Annotated in this window: 21 protein-coding genes; 4 read left to right on the top strand and 17 right to left on the bottom strand. The window is 36.8% G+C overall.

Going from position 1 to position 18,928, the window contains the following annotated elements; translation table 11 throughout:
• Nucleotides 1-8 precede the first annotated feature (8 nt).
• Genes L950_RS02750 through L950_RS02740 form a run of 5 tightly spaced genes read right to left on the bottom strand, consistent with a single transcriptional unit; the run spans nucleotide 9 to nucleotide 3,181 of the window.
• Nucleotides 9-764, bottom strand: a complete 756-nt coding sequence (locus tag L950_RS02750) for a glycosyltransferase family 4 protein (protein WP_021188943.1) — start codon at nucleotides 762-764, stop codon at nucleotides 9-11.
• Nucleotides 733-1,146, bottom strand: a complete 414-nt coding sequence (locus L950_RS29270; protein WP_197086193.1) for a hypothetical protein — start codon at nucleotides 1,144-1,146, stop codon at nucleotides 733-735. Before L950_RS29270 ends, L950_RS02750 begins: the two co-directional genes overlap by 32 nt.
• A 4-nt stretch (nucleotides 1,147-1,150) precedes the next feature.
• On the bottom strand, nucleotides 1,151-2,056 hold the full coding sequence (locus tag L950_RS02745; RefSeq protein ID WP_021188942.1) for an SP_1767 family glycosyltransferase: 906 nt from the start codon (nucleotides 2,054-2,056) through the stop codon (nucleotides 1,151-1,153).
• 31 nt (nucleotides 2,057-2,087) lie between these two features.
• Nucleotides 2,088-2,369 carry a hypothetical protein gene (locus L950_RS29265; protein WP_197086192.1) on the bottom strand — a complete coding sequence of 94 codons (282 nt, stop codon included), beginning with the start codon at nucleotides 2,367-2,369 and terminating at the stop codon, nucleotides 2,088-2,090.
• Nucleotides 2,333-3,181, bottom strand: coding sequence for a hypothetical protein (locus tag L950_RS02740; RefSeq protein ID WP_197086191.1), 849 nt, complete (start codon nucleotides 3,179-3,181; stop codon nucleotides 2,333-2,335). The genes L950_RS29265 and L950_RS02740 overlap by 37 nt, the downstream gene beginning before the upstream one ends.
• 278 nt (nucleotides 3,182-3,459) lie before the next feature.
• Here L950_RS02740 and L950_RS34885 point away from each other — a divergent pair, with 278 nt between their 5' ends.
• Nucleotides 3,460-3,582, top strand: coding sequence for a hypothetical protein (locus L950_RS34885; protein WP_262506954.1), 123 nt, complete (start codon nucleotides 3,460-3,462; stop codon nucleotides 3,580-3,582).
• A gap of 248 nt (nucleotides 3,583-3,830) precedes the next feature.
• On the opposite strand, the gene L950_RS28355 is transcribed toward L950_RS34885, so the two are convergent.
• Nucleotides 3,831-4,673: a lipopolysaccharide biosynthesis protein gene (locus tag L950_RS28355; RefSeq protein WP_156169498.1), complete on the bottom strand. Its 843-nt coding sequence runs from the start codon at nucleotides 4,671-4,673 to the stop codon at nucleotides 3,831-3,833.
• A 431-nt stretch (nucleotides 4,674-5,104) separates the two neighbouring features.
• Here L950_RS28355 and L950_RS31690 point away from each other — a divergent pair, with 431 nt between their 5' ends.
• From L950_RS31690 to L950_RS02725, 3 genes are all read left to right on the top strand, one after another.
• Nucleotides 5,105-5,539 carry an NAD(P)-binding protein gene (locus L950_RS31690; protein ID WP_231576803.1) on the top strand — a complete coding sequence of 145 codons (435 nt, stop codon included), beginning with the start codon at nucleotides 5,105-5,107 and terminating at the stop codon, nucleotides 5,537-5,539.
• Nucleotides 5,521-6,252, top strand: coding sequence for a UDP-galactopyranose mutase (locus tag L950_RS31685; protein WP_231576802.1), 732 nt, complete (start codon nucleotides 5,521-5,523; stop codon nucleotides 6,250-6,252). Before L950_RS31690 ends, L950_RS31685 begins: the two co-directional genes overlap by 19 nt.
• A gap of 325 nt (nucleotides 6,253-6,577) precedes the next feature.
• Nucleotides 6,578-7,405: a DUF4422 domain-containing protein gene (locus L950_RS02725; protein WP_031287659.1), complete on the top strand. Its 828-nt coding sequence runs from the start codon at nucleotides 6,578-6,580 to the stop codon at nucleotides 7,403-7,405.
• A 177-nt stretch (nucleotides 7,406-7,582) separates the two neighbouring features.
• Here L950_RS02725 and L950_RS02715 read toward each other — a convergent pair whose 3' ends face one another.
• The 11 genes from L950_RS02715 to L950_RS02660 form a co-directional block, all read right to left on the bottom strand.
• Nucleotides 7,583-8,320 (bottom strand): glycosyltransferase, encoded by a 738-nt coding sequence (locus L950_RS02715; protein WP_021188938.1) that lies wholly within the window; start codon nucleotides 8,318-8,320, stop codon nucleotides 7,583-7,585.
• A complete protein-coding gene (locus L950_RS36215) occupies nucleotides 8,317-8,865 on the bottom strand; it encodes an acyltransferase (protein ID WP_316930517.1) in 549 nt (182 codons plus the stop codon). Before L950_RS36215 ends, L950_RS02715 begins: the two co-directional genes overlap by 4 nt.
• Before the next feature lie 191 nt (nucleotides 8,866-9,056).
• On the bottom strand, nucleotides 9,057-10,157 hold the full coding sequence (locus L950_RS02705) for a glycosyltransferase family 2 protein (RefSeq protein ID WP_197086190.1): 1,101 nt from the start codon (nucleotides 10,155-10,157) through the stop codon (nucleotides 9,057-9,059).
• Between the two features lie 373 nt (nucleotides 10,158-10,530).
• Nucleotides 10,531-11,076: a glycosyltransferase gene (locus L950_RS25685; RefSeq protein ID WP_052764287.1), complete on the bottom strand. Its 546-nt coding sequence runs from the start codon at nucleotides 11,074-11,076 to the stop codon at nucleotides 10,531-10,533.
• Nucleotides 11,057-12,538 (bottom strand): O-antigen ligase family protein, encoded by a 1,482-nt coding sequence (locus L950_RS02695; protein WP_231576801.1) that lies wholly within the window; start codon nucleotides 12,536-12,538, stop codon nucleotides 11,057-11,059. The genes L950_RS25685 and L950_RS02695 overlap by 20 nt, the downstream gene beginning before the upstream one ends.
• Nucleotides 12,513-14,675 carry a hypothetical protein gene (locus tag L950_RS02690; RefSeq protein ID WP_031287655.1) on the bottom strand — a complete coding sequence of 721 codons (2,163 nt, stop codon included), beginning with the start codon at nucleotides 14,673-14,675 and terminating at the stop codon, nucleotides 12,513-12,515. Before L950_RS02690 ends, L950_RS02695 begins: the two co-directional genes overlap by 26 nt.
• A gap of 2 nt (nucleotides 14,676-14,677) precedes the next feature.
• Nucleotides 14,678-15,400, bottom strand: coding sequence for a TolC family protein (locus L950_RS02685; RefSeq protein ID WP_021188933.1), 723 nt, complete (start codon nucleotides 15,398-15,400; stop codon nucleotides 14,678-14,680).
• 221 nt (nucleotides 15,401-15,621) lie between these two features.
• Nucleotides 15,622-15,975 (bottom strand): sugar transferase, encoded by a 354-nt coding sequence (locus L950_RS02680; protein ID WP_021188932.1) that lies wholly within the window; start codon nucleotides 15,973-15,975, stop codon nucleotides 15,622-15,624.
• Nucleotides 15,945-16,556: a sugar transferase gene (locus tag L950_RS31675; RefSeq protein WP_052764286.1), complete on the bottom strand. Its 612-nt coding sequence runs from the start codon at nucleotides 16,554-16,556 to the stop codon at nucleotides 15,945-15,947. Before L950_RS31675 ends, L950_RS02680 begins: the two co-directional genes overlap by 31 nt.
• 253 nt (nucleotides 16,557-16,809) lie before the next feature.
• A complete protein-coding gene (locus L950_RS02665; RefSeq protein ID WP_021188930.1) occupies nucleotides 16,810-17,175 on the bottom strand; it encodes a PleD family two-component system response regulator in 366 nt (121 codons plus the stop codon).
• Between the two features lie 148 nt (nucleotides 17,176-17,323).
• A partial coding sequence (locus L950_RS02660) for an LruC domain-containing protein (protein WP_021188929.1) occupies nucleotides 17,324-18,928 on the bottom strand: 1,605 nt, incomplete at its 5' end.

The following is an 18,928-nucleotide window of genomic DNA, read 5'->3' as shown; positions in this document are numbered from 1 at the left end:
ATCGGATGTTATTTAAAGGTTTGATTGGACGTATCAAAGAGTTCTTTCCATTGCAGAGCGATATTCTGCATATGAAAGCGTGCGCTGTTTTCCTTTGCGCGCATCCCCATCTCTTTTCTCAGGGCCTCATCTTCAATCAACTGGCAAATACGATCGGCCAGCTGTGCAATATGGCCATTATCTACTAAAAAGCCATCTACCTCATGCTTGATGATCTCACTAGGTCCCGAGGGACAGTTAAAAGCGACAGTTGGTAAGCCACAAGACATGGCTTCGGCCAATACCATCCCAAAACCTTCATAACGCGATGATAGCACAAAGATCGAGCTTTCACCATACTTTTCTTCAATGGCACTGGTGGTGGGTCGTAAGGTACAAACATCGGACAATGCTAATCGGTCGATCTGGCCCTGCAGGTCTACACCTGTACCCTCTCCATAAATTTTCAATACCCAGTCTGGATGACGTCCGTTCACGATGGCCCAGGCAGCGATCAGCAAATCAAAACCTTTTTGTGGTACATACCGACCGACTGCAATCACTTGCTTTGCGGTACAACTTGAAATGGTCGCAGCACTGAAAACCAACGGATTGGGAATAACATGTACACGCTGAAGTTCTGGCCACAGATACTTTTCTTGATGGGTCAAAAAAACAACCGCATCCATCATTTTAAGTTTACTTGCTCTGCTCCGATCGCGCTGCTGCTGCAACCAATTGTTTAAATTGCTATCAAAATTGGGACGATAAAATTCTTTTGTCACATGCAATTCTGCGATCTTGAAACTCCCGTCCCTCAATAAGGTAAAAAATTAATCTCCCGTCTAATGGTCGAAATAACAATATCTGGCTTTTCTTGCTCAATTGCTTTATAAATCTTTTTTTAAAGGTAGAATAGCGAAAAGGAAAAAGAAAAAATTTTTTTAACAAAGACTGATCAAATGGATAATCGATGCTGACATCCAAGTCGATGTGTTTGACCTGGTCGGATAAAGGGTAAAAAGTGGGCTTACCACGTTGCTCCGATGTCATGATGACGACTTCATAATCTGGAAAATGTGTGGCAAAGTAGTTTGCTTTGAAAATAATGATCCTTTCTAATCCTCCTGCAGGATAAAGAGAGGGCAGATAATATAAAATTTTCATTCCGTTATACCAACTTTTTTAGAATTTGACTTTGATAGCGCTCTTCGTCTTGGACGATCACCTGGTCGCCGCCATGCACTTCGTTTACATATTTGGACTTAATATTGACTTTATGCGTAGCGCGCATTTTAAACCATTCATACTCAATATCAATATGGCCGACATCAATGGCCTGGTAACCATACTGACTCAAATCGTAAGCAAGTACGGTCGCGGTTGGTCCCAATGCAATTAAAATAAGGGTACTTTGATCCAGCTTAAGTGCTTCGTGGATAATATCATCGTACTGATCAAATGCTCCCTTTGACTTGCAGAGAATACGCTTAATACTCTTGACTTGATCAAAAAGATCATTGCCCATGCCTAGTCGACTCTTTTCGCCTTCGATGAAAACGACATCACGTCCTTGCCAAATGTGCTTTAAAAGTGAAAACCAATGCGCTGAAAGACTCTTATTATCAAAATCGATATAGGGACGTGTGATAAAAGTATTGCCGTAGGTCTTGTTTTTATTGAGGTATCTGTCCCACAGATAACCGTAGAGATAAAAATGTGCTCGCCAAAACCTGCGTGCTCTCCTGTTGTATCTGCTGAGATCTGTAAAAGCATCGGATATACATACTTTGTGGTTGGGCTTATCGCTCAACAATACTTCAGCTAGTCGCTCGCCCAGCTTGGCGTCACGCTGCTGAAAGCGAATGCCCTCTCCACCGATCAAAAGCAGCTCTCCATCGCCAAATCGACTAACGGAACAGCGGGTAGCAATAATTTCTTCAATAGTTGCTTCAATCGTGGACACTTTGGGTACAATCTGCTGCTTTTTATTGGTGATTAAGAATAATAAATTGTACCATTCGATAATTGCATTATATCGAATCTTGTCTCTAATCTTATTTAAATATGCTGCCATCAGTTTAGCTTTAAACTATCAATCACTTTTTTCATTTGATTACTCCATGATAAATCATAGATATCCTTCGAATGTCTTGGGGGGATAAGGTCGATGTAGAGCAGTAGTCTACTATTTGCGCAATATCGAGGGGCGTTTCATCTGGCGTTGCTTTTAAAACATAGGGTTTGCCTTCAAAATCTGTATCAATCTCGGAATAAATAAATGGGATACCGCGCGCCGCATATTCTCGGGTTTTTAAAGTCCGAATGTAGGTGATTCCGCTGCGGTGCCTTGCTAAACTGCCGATGGCAAAATCTGCCAGGTCAAACATGTTGTCCAGCTTTTCACCCCACAGGGCTCCATGCATAAACACATAATCCTTGACATCACCTGCGCTAATGGCGTCGAATATCGCATCTTGCTCCACCTTGCCACTGAGGTTGCCCACCATGTGAAAAAATACTTCGTCTGGGGATGCTTTTTATAATAATCGCCCAAGCCCTTGATCACGCGATCAAAACCATGCCAGTAATGGATCTCGGCAACCCCCAAAAGGTGAATTTCATGAGCTACACGAGCAGTGGGGACGCGGACTGGCAGTGAATCGAAATCAACGCCATTGGAAATACGGATGGTCTTTTGTCCAAAGATCTGCTCATCTTGAGCAAATGTAATGACAGCATCGAGGCGCTCGGCCAGAGATCTTCTGAAAATACGATCTGGCCACTGCACTATTTTGTCCAGCAGACGGATATATTCTTGGTCATAAGGATAGGTCGGAATTTCCATCACAACTTGGGCTCCCGATTGACGAAACTGCTGCACCGCATCGTTCAAAAACGGACTTGCATTGTGATAGGATCGTATGTAAACTAAATTTATACCTTCCTTTTGCACATATGATATTAGTGCAGAAAAATCAACTCTTTTCTTCAATTTCGCCCAATGACCACTCCCAAAATCAGCGAGTAATTTTTCGTTCACCTTCCAAACGCGATGACCATTATCCAACACCTCGTAATGACAAAGCCTAACATCGGCTCCACAGTCCTGCAAACCTTTTACCTGTCCAAATATCTTTTTACTGATACCATTGTGCGCACTAAATCCATGAAAAACAAGAAATAAAATTTTCAAACCCATAACACTAAAACACGATTCAATCCATATATCTTAAGAAATACTTCTTTATTTTTTACTACTTTTTTTAAAATACAGTTCTACATAAGATCGATAGCCTCCGAACCAGACAAAACCGATAAAAAAAGTAGGGAAACCATACTCTTAATCGCTAATGCGTACCAGACGATATCTGAAATAAAAACTAGGGTACATATATAAAGTATTAAACTTAAAAATAAACTTGCAATAAATGGTTTGATTAGTGGCATAAAAAAATATAAAATGCTCCTTTTAAAAATATGCATATACATCAACAGATAAGTAAAAATAAAATTCATGCACATGGTAACCGTCAAACATTGGGCGACGGCAAGAATGGATTTGAAATAAAATATGCCGATCAATATGCCGGATACATTTAAAACGGCAGAAAAGAGTCCGGAGAAAAACAGTCTTTTGGTATCGCCTGTTGTTTGAAAAATAGAACCGGAGGATGATAATATCAACTGAATGCCAACGGTGAGACTCAATATTTTAAAGACAGGAATGGTTTGATCCCACTGGGGCCCGAAGAATAAAAATATCAGATCACCTGCGGAAAAATATAGAAATGCGGTAAGGGGAAATCCGATGAGTGCCAATAGCTTGACCAGTTCTTCACTGGCGGAAATCAGCTGGGATGTATGGCCTTTTTTTGACTGAGTATCGGATGGATCACAGGTGTGATGACCTGCGTAATATTTTGCAGAGGAAGTACCATCAGTTGATAAGCTTTGTCATAATAGCCCAACAAGCCTACACCTAAATGTCGGCCGATCAATAGCGTATCTGAGTTTTTACCAAAATAATTAACAATATTAAACAGAAACTGAAAGCTTGAATACCTTAATACGGGCCTAATGGCATCTAAAGAGATCTTAAAGCGAAAGGGCAAGGGAAAGTGTATACACGATACAATAAAAATAAGGATGCTGTACAGAATGGGATTGATCAATAAGGCATAAATACCAGCTCCATATAGTGCTGCAGTAATGGAAATAACCCCAAGAATAATCTGAATGAGAAAACTCCTGATCGCAATAAATTTAAACATGCGGTCTCGGTAGAACATCGCATTGGGCACCACTGAACTTGCTGTAAAAAATAAACCGATCGCCAAGAGCCTGATGACATTTTTAAGTAAAGGCTGTTGGTAATAATGGGCAATCCATGGGGAAGTAAAAATTAAAGCAGATGCAATGATAAGACCCAAATAACAGGATAAAGAAAATAATTGACCCAAGTCTTTGCGATCTAAATCTTTATACTGGATGACAGCTGGAAACAGGCCAATATCTGCTATTAAATTTAAAAACGCGATAATGACCATAGCAATAGCAATGACTCCAAACTGATCTGGTGATAAAAGTCGTGCAAGAATAGCGGTGACGACAAGCGAGATCAGTAAATTGGAATATTTAGCTATAGCTGTAAAAAAAACTCCTGATAGTACTTGTTGTTGGGTACTTTTCATAGACTTATTTATATTTCTTAAAAAATAAAACCATAAAGGTCATTTGAGAGCCATTGTGTTCAAGCAATTTTATCTGTCCTTATTTTTTTACTACTACCGTTAGTGGCTCTAAAGCTGTGAAATAACAAGAAAAATATTTTAATCTGACTGTAGGTCTGGACTAATTTTAAAACATATTATTTTTTATTTAAACCTGGATGAAGATAATATAAAAAACTCTTTATACGATTAAAAATTCATATAAATATCTTAGAAGGATTCTAATAGGTTATCATTAATTCAGTAAACATTTTTTTTAGAAAAATTAAACAGCACTAGGTGAAAAATAAAATTAAACGTTCAGGCAATCTCAGAATAGGATATTTAGTTTTTTATTCTAAATTGCAACTAATTATAAAAATTATACATATTCAATTTTAATAATAATATAAATGTATAAATATGACTTTATCATAGTAGGCTCTGGCCTATATGGTGCTACTTTTGCTCATGCAATGAAAAAAGCTGGAAAAAAGTGTTTAATTTTAGATAGAAGGCCTCATACCGGTGGAAATATATATTGTGAAGAAATAGAGGGAATTAATATTCATAAATATGGTGCTCACATATTTCATACTTCGAATAAAAATGTTTGGGATTTTGTAAATTCCATTGTAGAATTCAATCGTTATACAAACAGTCCGCTCGCTAATTATAAAGATCAATATTTTAACCTCCCATTTAACATGAATACCTTTTATCAAATGTGGGGAGTCAAAACACCTTCTGAAGCTCGTGCAAAAATAGAGGAGCAAAAAAAATTGCCTTTGCAGAACTCGGATCTGAGCGTTTGGAAAACCCAAAAAACTTGGAAGACCAAGCAATAGCTTTAGTGGGACTGGATCTTTATGAAAAATTAATAAAAGGATATACGGAAAAACAATGGGGACGACCTTGTACAGAAATACCTGCTTTTATTATTAAACGCATTCCAGTACGTTTTGTATATGACAACAACTATTTCAATGACTGTTACCAAGGTATTCCTATAGGTGGGTATAATAAATTGATTTCGGGTTTATTAAAAGATATAGAAGTAAAATGTAATATTGATTTTCTAAACAATAAAAATGAGTTTGAATTACTTGCTGATAAAATTCTCTTTACAGGACCAATAGATGAATTTTATGGATATAAATATGGTAATCTTGCATATCGTTCAATAAGATTTGAACATGAAATACATCAAATTGCAAATTGGCAGGGTAATGCGGTAATAAACTTCACCTCATTGGATGTACCTTATACTCGAATTATCGAACACAAACATTTCGAAACATTTGGGGATGATATCGAAAAAAATTCAAAAACTGTCATTTCAAAAGAATATTCTCTAGAATGGAAGCGAGGTATGGAACCTTACTATCCTGTAAATGATCAAAAAAATAATACCATATATAAAAAGTATAAAAATATGGCAGATAATGAGGATAAATATATATTTGGAGGACGTTTAGCCGAATACAAATATTATGATATGGCACCAATCATAGAACTCGCCTTAGAGCGAGCAGAAAGTATAATTAAGGGGTCGAAATAGGTATATTATACAAAAATTAATATGAGTTCTCACAATATTCCTATTTAAGAAATAAGTACAAACATCATATTTAAAGGACTATTCATTATAATGATCATTTTTAATTCGTGACAAAAGCTAAATCATGGATAATTATATACATCATAATACAAGTGTATAAAGATTTTTTGATTTAATCGTATTTACCTTTAATATTACATACGATAATCGTGGTTGATATCTTTTCTATTATAACATGTACGGGATGTTATTTTTGAATGAAGAATTTATGTATTTTATTAAAAAAAATAAATCATCGTATATTGACAACTAAATAAATATGAAAATGAAGAATACTAAAATTCTAGTATGTACACACAAAGAAAGCTTATTACCACAACATCCCAATCTATTGCCAATTCAGGTAGGTAGTGCAATTAGCAATAAAAAGCTATTGATCGAACAGGATAATACGGGAGAAAATATATCTAACAAAAATCCTAATTATTGCGAACTTACGGCACACTATTGGGCATGGAAAAATTTAAAAAATGTAGATATTATAGGTTTAAATCATTACAGACGCTACTTTGATTTCGATAAAAAATATAAATTTTTCGCACCAGACAGAAGCTTTATTGCAACAGAGGAGTTTATTGCTAAACCCTTTTTATTGCCTGATCTAAATACCTATTTGCAATCATACGATATCATACTTCCTAAAAAAAGGCATCATCCATATACGATTGAGACGATGTATCTAATAGAACACATTAAAGAAGATTGGGAGATTTTAAAGAATGTAATTATAGAAAAATCGCCTGATTATCGAGATGCCTTCAATCAAACTATGATAGAGTCAAATAATATGGCGAATTATAATATGTTTATAACATCGTGGAAATATTTTGATCTTTATTCAAACTGGCTTTTTATGATTTTGGAAGAAATGGAAAAAAGAATACTAATCTCACTATATCCAGCCCAGTCTAGGATTTTTGGATACATAAGTGAAAGACTAATAAATGTATTCTGCAAGAGACACAACCTCAAAATAATGTATGTACCCGTAATAATGCTACTGGATGAAATGAAACCACATTATAATCCATCAAATTTGCGTTATACACTTAGATCAGTAAAGAACGATTTAAAATTTATTATTAATCGATAATTACTTATTTAAAAAATAGTTTGAAGAGAGTTGTTATTTTAATATACCAACACCATCTCGGAATTATTCGTTTCATAATTTTTATTTTATCCGAAAAAGTGAGTATATGAGCTCTATAAGTTGCAGCATTTAACATCTTTACAACATGAATTTTAATTAAATAAGCTGAATCTTTATCTATCTTTTTGCACATTTCAATAAATTATCAGCAGCCTGTAGGTAATAGTCATAATTTATTAAAGAATAGTCAGCGGTCATGATCGAATTGTATCGTAACCTACGTTGAAAAAAAGGCTCAGCGATATAACCTACACGGGAAGATAGGCAATAAAGCAACGGTGTGAATACCTCATCTTCATGCAACATGGGAACAAAATATAATTGCTGTTCTTTTAGGTGTGAAAGACGTATAAAATTAAGCCACACAGGAGTTCGAAAACAATCCTTCGCAAGTTGTTCTTTAAACCATTCTACACCTGACTTGACATCCTCATTAAGAATTCCTTTGCGCAAGTAACTGGTAATATGTGAATAAGATCCTCCAAATGATATTGCATCAAAGAAAACAAAGTCTAAATGATGATTTTCACATTTAGAAAGACACATCGTTAAAGTAGCTGGAACGATTGTATCATCACTATCCAAAAAATAAATATACTTTCCTTTTGCCGATAATATTCCTCTATTTCTTGCTGCAGATGGTCCTTGATTATCTTGAGAAAATACGTGTATACGCTCGTCCTTCAAAGCCCATTCCTCTAATTTCATTAAACTTCCATCTGTGGATCCATCATTGATGAGCAGTAATTCGAAATCTTGGAGTTCTTGCTGGATAACACTTCGAATAGCTATATCTACATAAGATTCGGTGTTATAAACAGGCATAATTATACTTACACTAGGTGTTGTATTCATTTTACGATCCAATTATTTGTTTTGAAGTCAAATTGTTTAATTATACGAGCTGGGTTTCCTACGACTACGGTAAAGGGAGCAACATCTCTGGTCACGACTGATCCAGCGCCGACCACGCTATGCTCTCCAATATGGACTCCGGGCAGGATGACGACATTTGCCCCGATCCAGACATTACTATCTATGAATACTGGATTGACTGTTACGCCTTGATCGGAGATTTTCAGATCTACCTGCTCGTAGCTGTGATTTAAACCTGAGATCAACACATGCTGCCCGATATGCACGTGATCACCAATGGTGACGGGACCAATAATGGTGTTGCCTACACCAATGCGCGAATGGCTACCAATCAAGAGATCGCCAACCGCATTGTTGAGTAAAGAAAAAGATTCGACCACGGAGTATGCTCCTATTTCGCATTTGCGAAACGGAACGAGATCTCGCCTCACGCTACAGTAGATAACGGAGCCCCTACCCCTGCGCACGTATAAAAACTGGAATAAACGAATATACCATCGAGGACGTGTTCTGACGGGATGCATAAGCAGACTGTGAACGATTTTTTTAAGACGTGGTGATTCTTTGATTTTATCTTTTAAGGCCATAATAATAAGGGTATTCTTTTTATTACTTAATGGATACAACTATAGGTCTTTATGGTCATGGTCCACTGAATCGCCATGCTTGGTATGGATAAATGTCGATCTGCCAGAGCGGAAATGCATAATACTACTCAACATCGCGAAAACATACGTGGTATGCTGAACACGGCAATGAGTAAGGATTTGGAATACAGTCGTGCCGGTATTGCTAAAGCTAATCCTGCCATGTACAAGATAATTAAAAAAAACCATTTTAAAGAAGAGACTGCAACAATAAAAAGCGATCCGATAAAGATCAACGGAAGGAGTCCGAGCATCATGATGCGAGGGGGCATAGACCATTGGAAAATCTTATCTAACAAAGCCCAGTTATGCGTCTGGATCGCATTTCTAAATTGCGCTGAAGCAACTTTGAAGATATCAACTTGGGACGCAATCCAACGTCTGCGCTGCTGCGAAAAGTCATTACTGTTTTGAATTTTCTCATCAAGTACCATCACGCTTTCTAAATAGGCAGTATCGATCCGATCCAAGAGTAAGTAATATTCTAAAAACTTATCTTCTCCCATGGATTCGATGTGGCGAATACGATCGTTGAACCAAGTAAAATCAAATGCCATACCCGAACCGATCAATGCTGCTGGTAAGCCCAGACGCGTATGCCCTAATCGAAAAATAGAATTGTTGATTTCTTCACTGACACCATCCAAAACAGCTGCGTTCGTTCCCTTATTCTTAGCCGTACGATGTGTCTGTACCGCTTTAGCTCCAGCGACAAAAGCATTATTGAGCTGATCGAGAAAATCAGGATAAACAATATTGTCTGCATCCATCACGACTACGGCGTCAAAATGTTGGGGATCCAGTCGGTCCATCGCCGCATGAAGAGCGGAAGCTTTGGAGCGTTTTAGTCCTTGCGGATGGACGATAAAGACTCCCAGTTGCCCTAGCATGTGGTCCGTAGTAGGCTTCATCTGATCTGAAATCACCACAATCTGATAACGGTCATCTGGATAGTGCTGCTTTTTGAAGTGAAGTACGCTTTCTATGATCACACGATCTTCTTTATAGGCAGGAAATAAGATCGCAAAGCGCAATTTTTTGTCCGTACCGGGGTAAATATGCCTGTTGGGTATACGCGATGCGTATGCAAATACGAAAACATACAGTACCCATAAACTAAAAATGATGAAAAACAAAAAATCAATATACCAAAAAAGCGCAAGCATCATGTTCATATATCACGGTTTAAGCCTAAGATCCAACTATATGCTGAGCTTAGTCCGCGTACCATCGCCCAACAATGTTGCAATTTACATTTGAACAAATATATACAGATATTGCTAGGAAAAGCGATAAAAGTTAAATAACATAAAGCGAGTAGTCTCAGAGCATACCGACGCTGCCGATAGGCAAAAATGATTCTATTTCGCGTGAGATAAAATGTTTTAAATGGACTTTCGAAACCCGTGGAGGCACTTTCGAGATGATAAATAAAGGCTTGGGGAAAATAATACAATTCAAAGTGTTTGGCTATCGTGCAGGACCAATCCAATTCTTCGTAATATAAAAAATAACATTCGGGAAGGACACCGACCTGATCGATCACATCTTTAGGAACAAACATGCTGCGCCATGAAAATAAGGAATCTGACGGATCTGATCATATTGACCTTGATCCAGCTCTCGATAACCCAGCTGCTGATTTCTTAATGTGATAGCGCTTAATGGACTGCTACCGGCAAATTGAATTAAATTTTCGGGTACTGCGTACATGATCTTTGGTGAAAGACCTCCAACTTGAGGGTGGGCTGAACAGAAGTTGATCATGGATTCGATCTGACTTCCGGCATCGTCGGGCAGTAATGTATCGTTGTTGATAAAATATAAATAGTCGCCGTTGGCCTGCTGTATAGCACGATTATTACCTCCTGCAAAACCTAAATTTTCATGCAGATAAACACCTTTTATAAGTGGATAATGTGCTAAGAGCTGTATAAACTCATTAATTCTTGATCCATTGTCTACGACAATAACCTCGAAATCAAAACTGAAATCATTCTCAAAAATGGTACGTAACAAATTTTCGGTATGCCTAATACCATTATAATTAACGGTTATAAAGGAAACTTTATGTGACTTGGACTCCATTTTGTTGATTTTTATCTAAATAAGGACATAACATAGCTATAGCCATCAGAATATAAATAGTTTCTCCTGTCGGAAACTGGTGCAACACTTCATTGCCATAACCCGCCAGCATCATACCCGCAATACCAGCTCCACACGCACTACAAATACCTCGAATCATTGGATCCTTTAATTTGAACCAAACGAAGTAAAAGCATGATACCAGACAACAGATCCAAATAAAGATATAAAGCACTAGACCGATCACTCCAGATTCGACCCAAATAAAAACAAAGGATGTATCGGTGGGCAGGCCATGCAAGAGGTCACCTTCGCCTGCATTTTTGGCCGATCCAAGTCCTAAACCTATGGGATAGTCTCCCATAAATGATTTCATCCGTTGTTGGTTTTCCTTACGCAAATTGAAAGAGGCATCTTGTTTGAATTGGAACGCCGTACGCATACGTCTGATATCTGCATTGCTATTACCAATGCTTGTTAAAGATAGAAAACCGAAAACGGCTATGAATAAAATTGATCCAACCACAATCAAACGCCACTGTTTGAGCAATATAATATAAAAAGCATAGCCAGCAACAGGTATGGCCATGGCCGATCGGGTCCCGGATATCATCATACCGTAAAGGGCAAAAATAGCAACAATAAGGTAAAAATATCGAATACCCTTATTCGCTTCATACAAAAATAAAATCGAGAAAACAACCATCGCCATGCCCATATGGCAACCAAAGTTTGCTGCATCGGTAAAAAAAGAAAAATATCGAATACCACTATAAATAACATGCGTGTGAGCACCTAACGTATATAGCCAGATTTTCTCATCTGTATCCATTCCGATAAATTTCTGTCCCATGGCTTTAAGAGCTGCCAATAAAATCAATACAGCCCAAAAAATAAGAAATCCTCTCAATTTCTGAACATCCTTAAAGATGTAATAAACCAAAAATTGAAACAGAATGATATAGATACCGGTAGCACGTATCGTCCCTAACCAATTACCAAAAGTACCCATGGGGTTGAATACTTCAACAAAACAATAGGCAGTCCAACATAAAGAAATAAAGAAATATGCCGGTAATTTGAATTTTGCGTTATAATTTTGATAAAGGTGATGGAGTGCTAAAACAATGAAATTAAATAAAATTGCTAAATCTACAACAAGACTTGGTGGCATAGGAATACGCACGTAGCGCAATATCCCCATGATGAAAAAACATACAGTAAATAGAAAAAGAAAACTAATAAACGGTTTTTTGATACAGACGATTAGAAAACAAAAAATAAAAGGTATCAGCGCAAAACCTACAAGAGGCAAGAGCCCACCAGAGACCGCTAGAAAAGCGAGTAGAAGACAGCTCGCGAGAGCAATGATCTTCAATACTAGCTTTTCAAAAAAAATACCTTTTAACACCTCCTTGTCAAACATATCTAACCCCTTACGCTTTAGAAGCCGTAATACCAAGTTGAGAAAATTTGTACTCTAATTTTCTCAAGAAACTATACGGTGGCAGTAGTCCTGTAAAGGTCTCAATGGCAAACCGATCTGCATTGACAAGACAAATGACTACAGGTACATCCCCGCTTCTTTCGACAATATCCTGAAATAGCTCCTCATCTTCTTCTTTCCAAGTTGACTCTGCACTAAGCATCACGACATTAACGGTAGCTTGCGTAAGATAAGGAGTGGGTATAGGGACATTGAAGAGGTTGGTGTGCCCTACTAACGTATAATCATTGCCCGCTTGTTTCATCTGCTCTAATAGTGCATACTCGATCAGAAAAGCTCTTGATCGGGCATTAAAATCTTCTCCCTCTTGCAAGATGTCGACACGAAGTCCAATACTTTTCCATTCCTCCAATACATGGTGCATCACCTCTCGGGTTGCTACTGTGGAATCAAACTTTAATATATTAATAAAATTGCTGTCGTTATCTTGCCTATGGTAGACAAATAACTGATTGGCGAGCGCTTGAGAAGCAATTTTAATAATCTGATCTTGATAACGTCCACTTTTTTTCTTAGGAAATGCACCAACAACTTGCCCCTTGGTGATACGATCTGTCCTCGTCTTGTCGCGCAAGGTTCTATCCAACAATTCCAGCAGTAATAAACAGCCCAACAAAAACACCAAAGTACCGAAATATGAACCTGCTACCAGCATCTTACGTTTTGTTGGTTTGGAATTTAATGGATAGGTCGCAGGATTGATGACCTTAAGTGTTGCGGAACTCATCTCAATGCTCTTGAGTCGTAAACGTGCTGCATTGAGACCTCCTAAAACAGATAAATAGCTTTGCTCTGTAAAATTGATACCGCGTTCTTGTCTTTTGAGCAACGATCCTATTGGAGAAAAATGAGAATACATTTTATCCAGTTCTGTTTTAAAATCATTGACAACCAAGATATCAGCTTGTGCTTGCTGTAATTTTAGCAATTCATCCACCCATTGTGTGACGTAATTGGCATTTGGGTAGCCATTTTTGGTGAATTTTTGTGCCGAATAATCCTCGATAAAATCGCGAAAGTTTTTTTCCTTACTTTTTAGTGATGAACGTAGATCATTTAAAGTGGATGCTGAAGAAGCATTTTTGACCACTCCCAACGAGTCTGGTTGATAAGATTCAATTTGAGAAATGGAATAATTCAAATCAGATATATCCCTAAGTTTTGATAAAAATTGGGCATTATTTTTAATACTTTTGATATTAGCATCAATTCCTACTTCTAATTGAACAATACTCGCCTGCGCTTTATTTCGAGCTGACAAAGCATCCTGTTTTCTGATTTCATAATCTTTGTCTAGAATGGTCACCGCCTCGGTTTGCTTATCATAATGGATAATACGATTGTCAACATTGAATTTGGTCAGTGAATCTTCTTTCAGGAATAAGTCTTTTCCAATACGGGCAAGCTCGGACTCAAAATATTTAATCACGTTATTGGTATTGCCAAACTGAAGATTTCGATACTCATCAGCAAAGACTTCACTCAATATGCTGAGGGTCTGGAATGTAATACCAGGATCGTTATTTTCATAGGTGACGTGTAGAATGTCACTGTTTTCAACTTGCTTAACATCAATTTTACTTAAAGCTCCATAACTAAAATAGGGATGGTTCCAATTAAATAATCCGTATACAAAGTTCTTGGCATCCATCTTTTCATACTTTTTAAGGTTTTCTACCGTACGTTCTTCTGAACTTTTATCAATAAGTTTGCGAACAGCTTCGGGTGTAATATTAAGTAATTCACGGTAATGCTCACTGGAAATAAAGGTATTATCTTTAGTCAAATCTCCATTAATCATCGTTCTAGCAAAAAGCTTTAACGATACGACGCGCATCGTTTCTTTAGAACCAATGGTATTGATGACATTCAACAATGAATTTTTAAGGATATTCCAATCTTGCTTATTATCTTGAGAAAGATCATTGCCATTGGTAGAGATAATACCCGTATAAATCGTCATGTCTGACTCATAATACCGATTCATCTTTCTGGTCGAATAGATCACGATACACGTCACTAAAATGGGTAATAAGATTAACCACCATTTAAATCTGTATAAAGATTTAATAATATAAATTATAATACCCATTTTTATTTACTTATAATTTTTGTTCTACTTAAGATCTCTAAATGTAATAGTTCGGACATAATGGTACTTTCAGTCAATTTAAGAGCTTCAAAAGCATCTACTTCCATTTTCTTTGCTGTATTAAGGTCTGATATAGCTGCGTGTCCATTTCCAAAATCGGATTCGACGATTTTCAACTGCGCTTCGGTCAGCGTCAGATTTTCATTTTTTTTCTTTAATAAGGATACGGCATTCAGAACTTTCACGTAAGAATCAATGATGCGCATTTTTTGTTCATCAAACCATTTTTCCATTTCCAATTCAGTAGAGCGTCTTTGCATTTTTTGTCTTTTGACACGATTAGAACGGTCAAATAAATCATCGATAGGCACAGAAACCGCACCATTTACAAAAAAAGAATTCTGAGTAGCTCCCGAGTACTGGTAAAACAAAGGCGTGTATTGATCGGTAAACATGGAGTTGACACCGATATTGCCATATTGCCATGACCCCCCAACCTTAAAATATTTTAACCAGCTTCTTTTCTCTGATTTGAGAAGATTGTCTTGCTCCATCATTTTGGATTCAAACATTTCTACACTCGGACTTTTCTTGGCATTTTCAAATAGATCTTCCAGAGGTGGCAATACAAGTTGCGCATAATCGATCTCCTGTGCCGTTTTAATCACACTTTGCGCATAACTCGCATGGCTGAAAAATGCGATAAAGAAAAATAATGTAATCATTTTTTTATTCCTAAATAACTATTTAGGAAAGTGTTAAAATAGATATATGTGTTCATTCGATAATTTTTCATCAACTCGTAATTCTCATCTTAATCAAAGTATGTCTTGCAATTACATAAATATAGCACATTTCACACACAAATAAGTTTTATATGAGCGATCGCGGTGGAAAATTTAAGGTTAAATAATAATAGTCAAGTTGAATACTTTTTTGTATATAGCTATACATCTGCTTTTTGTATAAAAGCAGAAAACGTTTTAAACAATATCTTAATATCCATCCATACCGAATAGTTTTTGGCATAATCAATATCGAGCTTAATACGTTCATGATCGGACATGCTCCCATTGTCGCCTCTTTTCTCTACTTGCCACAATCCGGTAATCCCTGCGGGCGCCATAAAACGCTCGACACTATCGTCAGTGGTCAACATTTCTGCTTCATACAAAGGCAGCGGTCTATTCCCAACAATGGACATATCTCCGAACAAAGTATTGAACAATTGCGGCAACTCGTCGATACTATATTTTCTTAAAATGCGGCCTACTTTAGTAACACGCGGATCTTTCTCCAACTTAAAAAAGCCGCTTTTTTTTGTTTTCCGCCAATATCAGAGACTTTAAACACGGTGTCATCGTCGATCAATACATCCCTTAATTCATCGACCGTAAATTGTGGCACTTCGGCATTGACATAAGATCGGGAGTTGATCACAACAGGAACCTCTTGTTTTGCATATTGATTATGCATCATATACTCTTTGAGACGCTTATCAGCATCAGCATACATGGATCTGAACTTATAAAAATCAAACATGTAATATCCTGCTCCGATGCGCTTCGAACGGTAGACAGCAGGTCCTTTACTTTCAATAATAATCGCCAGATAGGCTGTTATGAGTATTGGAGATAACATTAAAATCAATAAAGAAGAAACGGCAATATCGAAAAGCCGCTTACCTATGGGAATGCGAAGTTTAGGAAAGGAAGATGCTGATGCGTTAAATCTTTCGGATTGTGCAGCGGCTTCAAAATAGAGATGGATATATTTTTTGATGGATTGAAATACATCTTTGCTTGCATTGGAACTGATGGTATTGGTCACTCCAGCTTCCAGATACGATTTCTTTTCCAGCAAAGTAAAACCGTTACCCACTAAAAAAGAAGCGTTTCTTTACCATATGAATTTAGTTTGGTTAATTGCCGTATATCGGTCATCAAACTTGGGCTTTGCTCGTAAAAGATAATAGAAAGAAACTGCCCACGATGGTCTTGAAAATATTGATCCATACTTTCGAAAGAACTGAAATATTTTAACTCGACTCCCAATGTATCAAGCACCTGGATTTTGAAATAGTCAAAATTTTGCAAACTATTACCAAAGTATATATAATCGCTGTATAGTGGCATTATTTTAATGCTTTTTTAATTCTGAGTTTTAATTCTAGCGGATTAAAGGGTTTTAATATGAAATCCTCAGCCCCTGCTTCTAGCAAATTGATACGGGTATTGGTATTATCTTCACCAGAAAGGATAATAACAGGAATATCCTTTAAAAATTCATTTTGCTTAATCATGACCAACAATTCATAACCGTTCATTTCGGGCATCGTGTAGTCCGATAGAATCAGGTCTACTATATTACCATCCTTTAGCCAATTATAAGCATCAATCGCATTTGGAAAAAAGCGAAAATCATAATCAGCACTTAAATATAATGTTATTAATTGGCCAATAGCAGGTTTATCATCAATTATTAGGATGTTCTTTTTCATGAATTATTTAACATATAAAAGTATTTATTTTCCTAAAACATATCAAATGCCCCACTACTTGATATTTTTTAGCCTAAAAAAGTTAAGTACTTCGGATGATCCGAAGTACTTAACTTTGTAATATAGGAAATTTTACATCAATTATTTTCTATTTATTAAGATACCAATCTTTGTTCTGAATTCCGCCACTCAATGCCCAATCCTTAAATTTTGCATAGACGCCAACAATATTCTTTCCTTCACTTGGATATTTAAACGAGACTGGAACACATAGCGCCCAAGGGTAACCATCATGTGATCTAAAAGGGTCACCAACCGATAATTGATGAACCTTATCTGTCTGATATTCAACAAGCGATGTATTCAACTTATCTGTACCTTTATATCCAATCATATGTACCTCATTTCTACTATTCAATTTATAACCATTTGTAATTATAAATGAATTAAGATTTGCATAAGTAAAATTATCTAATGCGGTATTAAATTCGGCAACAATAACGACATCAACAGGCTGAAAATTACCGTTCTGAGTAGAAATAAATTGAATATCAGAAATACCAAAAGCTTTATGTGCATCATCACAAATTGGTAAAACAGCATACTTTTGCCCTGATTCTACTTTATTAGATGCAAGAGGTATATTTTGTCCTATAAAACTTTCTTTGGAATAACTAACTGATTTTACATTAGTAGCCAGTACGTCATCTAATTGAATAGCCGCAGCCAGACGTCGTGTAGCTCCCACCGATCTTAACTTAGCAGTTAGCTTGACTTTGGTAACTTTATTTGCTGAATTTTGGAATTTAACAATGTTAACATCGGTTACGAAATCGTTCATATCATAATCACCGAAGGAAGGCCAATTATCTTCAAACGCATACGAATAAGTCCCAAGGTTTACCTCAGTTATTGTTTGATCATTTGGATTACCTCCGGTAGCATTATTTCCTCCTGCATTACATGATGTTCCTGCTATAACGACTGTTGATTTGTCATAAGCAACCAATTTTGCAGGACTATTGATCACGTAATAAGTGTTCCATTGTCCATTTGCAGTATGATCTGAACTAGCAATTTCTAAATTACCAGAATAAGTAATCGCCATATGTTGATTGTTTACATCAACCTTCTTAAGACGAGCGACTGCCTGGCCAGATGATGGGCCTGTCATGGTACTTGCCTGACTGTTAAATTTAGCTAAACTTTTTACATCTAAAATCGCAGAACCCGCTAAAGTAAATGCTGTACCCCCTGCATCCAATTTATCAAGACTCAAGAGTGAACCTGATGATACTGATATCTTAGCACCATTTGTAGTCAGTGATTCAATCGCTGTATGGCAAACGGCCTCCAGTATTGCATTGGTTAACACTGCATTTTTTACTGTAAGCGTACCTTCATTTCTAATTACCGTACCATTAGTCGTACTACTTAAGTTTTGAATAGTTGCTACACCATAGTTAGTAAAACTGCCATTTGTAATATCTGCTTTGTCTGCATCTAAAATACCGTAATTGACATATAAGGCATTATTTCTTGTTTCCATCTTAGACAAAGAAGCTGTCCCATAATTGACAAAGCCACCTGTGGTATTCTGTGTCACATTGATGAGGTTAAGGGATCCTGTCTGTGTAATGGTCAAATTATTATTGTCACCAAGATTTAACTCATAGCTCGGGTTTTTCCATGTGCCCTGAACATAAATCTTTACATTACTTGTTCCGTTATTCGCATCGATCTTACCTGTAAA

The sequence above is a fragment of the Sphingobacterium sp. IITKGP-BTPF85 genome (assembly GCF_001006065.1).
In the GTDB taxonomy this organism is placed as follows: Bacteria; Bacteroidota; Bacteroidia; order Sphingobacteriales; family Sphingobacteriaceae; genus Sphingobacterium; species Sphingobacterium anhuiense.
This window is presented reverse-complemented; position numbering and strand designations above follow the sequence as displayed.

Coding starts and splice junctions, on each gene's coding strand:
- L950_RS29270 (WP_197086193.1), bottom strand. CDS start 1,146: ATGAAAATTTTATATTATCTGCCCTCTCTTTATCCTGCAGGAGGATTA.
- L950_RS02745 (WP_021188942.1), bottom strand. CDS start 2,056: ATGGCAGCATATTTAAATAAGATTAGAGACAAGATTCGATATAATGCA.
- L950_RS29265 (WP_197086192.1), bottom strand. CDS start 2,369: ATGTTTGACCTGGCAGATTTTGCCATCGGCAGTTTAGCAAGGCACCGC.
- L950_RS02740 (WP_197086191.1), bottom strand. CDS start 3,181: ATGGGTTTGAAAATTTTATTTCTTGTTTTTCATGGATTTAGTGCGCAC.
- L950_RS34885 (WP_262506954.1), top strand. CDS start 3,460: ATGCATATACATCAACAGATAAGTAAAAATAAAATTCATGCACATGGT.
- L950_RS28355 (WP_156169498.1), bottom strand. CDS start 4,673: ATGAAAAGTACCCAACAACAAGTACTATCAGGAGTTTTTTTTACAGCT.
- L950_RS31690 (WP_231576803.1), top strand. CDS start 5,105: ATGTATAAATATGACTTTATCATAGTAGGCTCTGGCCTATATGGTGCT.
- L950_RS02725 (WP_031287659.1), top strand. CDS start 6,578: ATGAAGAATACTAAAATTCTAGTATGTACACACAAAGAAAGCTTATTA.
- L950_RS02715 (WP_021188938.1), bottom strand. CDS start 8,320: ATGAATACAACACCTAGTGTAAGTATAATTATGCCTGTTTATAACACC.
- L950_RS36215 (WP_316930517.1), bottom strand. CDS start 8,865: ATGCATCCCGTCAGAACACGTCCTCGATGGTATATTCGTTTATTCCAG.
- L950_RS02705 (WP_197086190.1), bottom strand. CDS start 10,157: ATGATGCTTGCGCTTTTTTGGTATATTGATTTTTTGTTTTTCATCATT.
- L950_RS25685 (WP_052764287.1), bottom strand. CDS start 11,076: ATGGAGTCCAAGTCACATAAAGTTTCCTTTATAACCGTTAATTATAAT.
- L950_RS02690 (WP_031287655.1), bottom strand. CDS start 14,675: ATGGGTATTATAATTTATATTATTAAATCTTTATACAGATTTAAATGG.
- L950_RS02685 (WP_021188933.1), bottom strand. CDS start 15,400: ATGATTACATTATTTTTCTTTATCGCATTTTTCAGCCATGCGAGTTAT.
- L950_RS02665 (WP_021188930.1), bottom strand. CDS start 17,175: ATGAAAAAGAACATCCTAATAATTGATGATAAACCTGCTATTGGCCAA.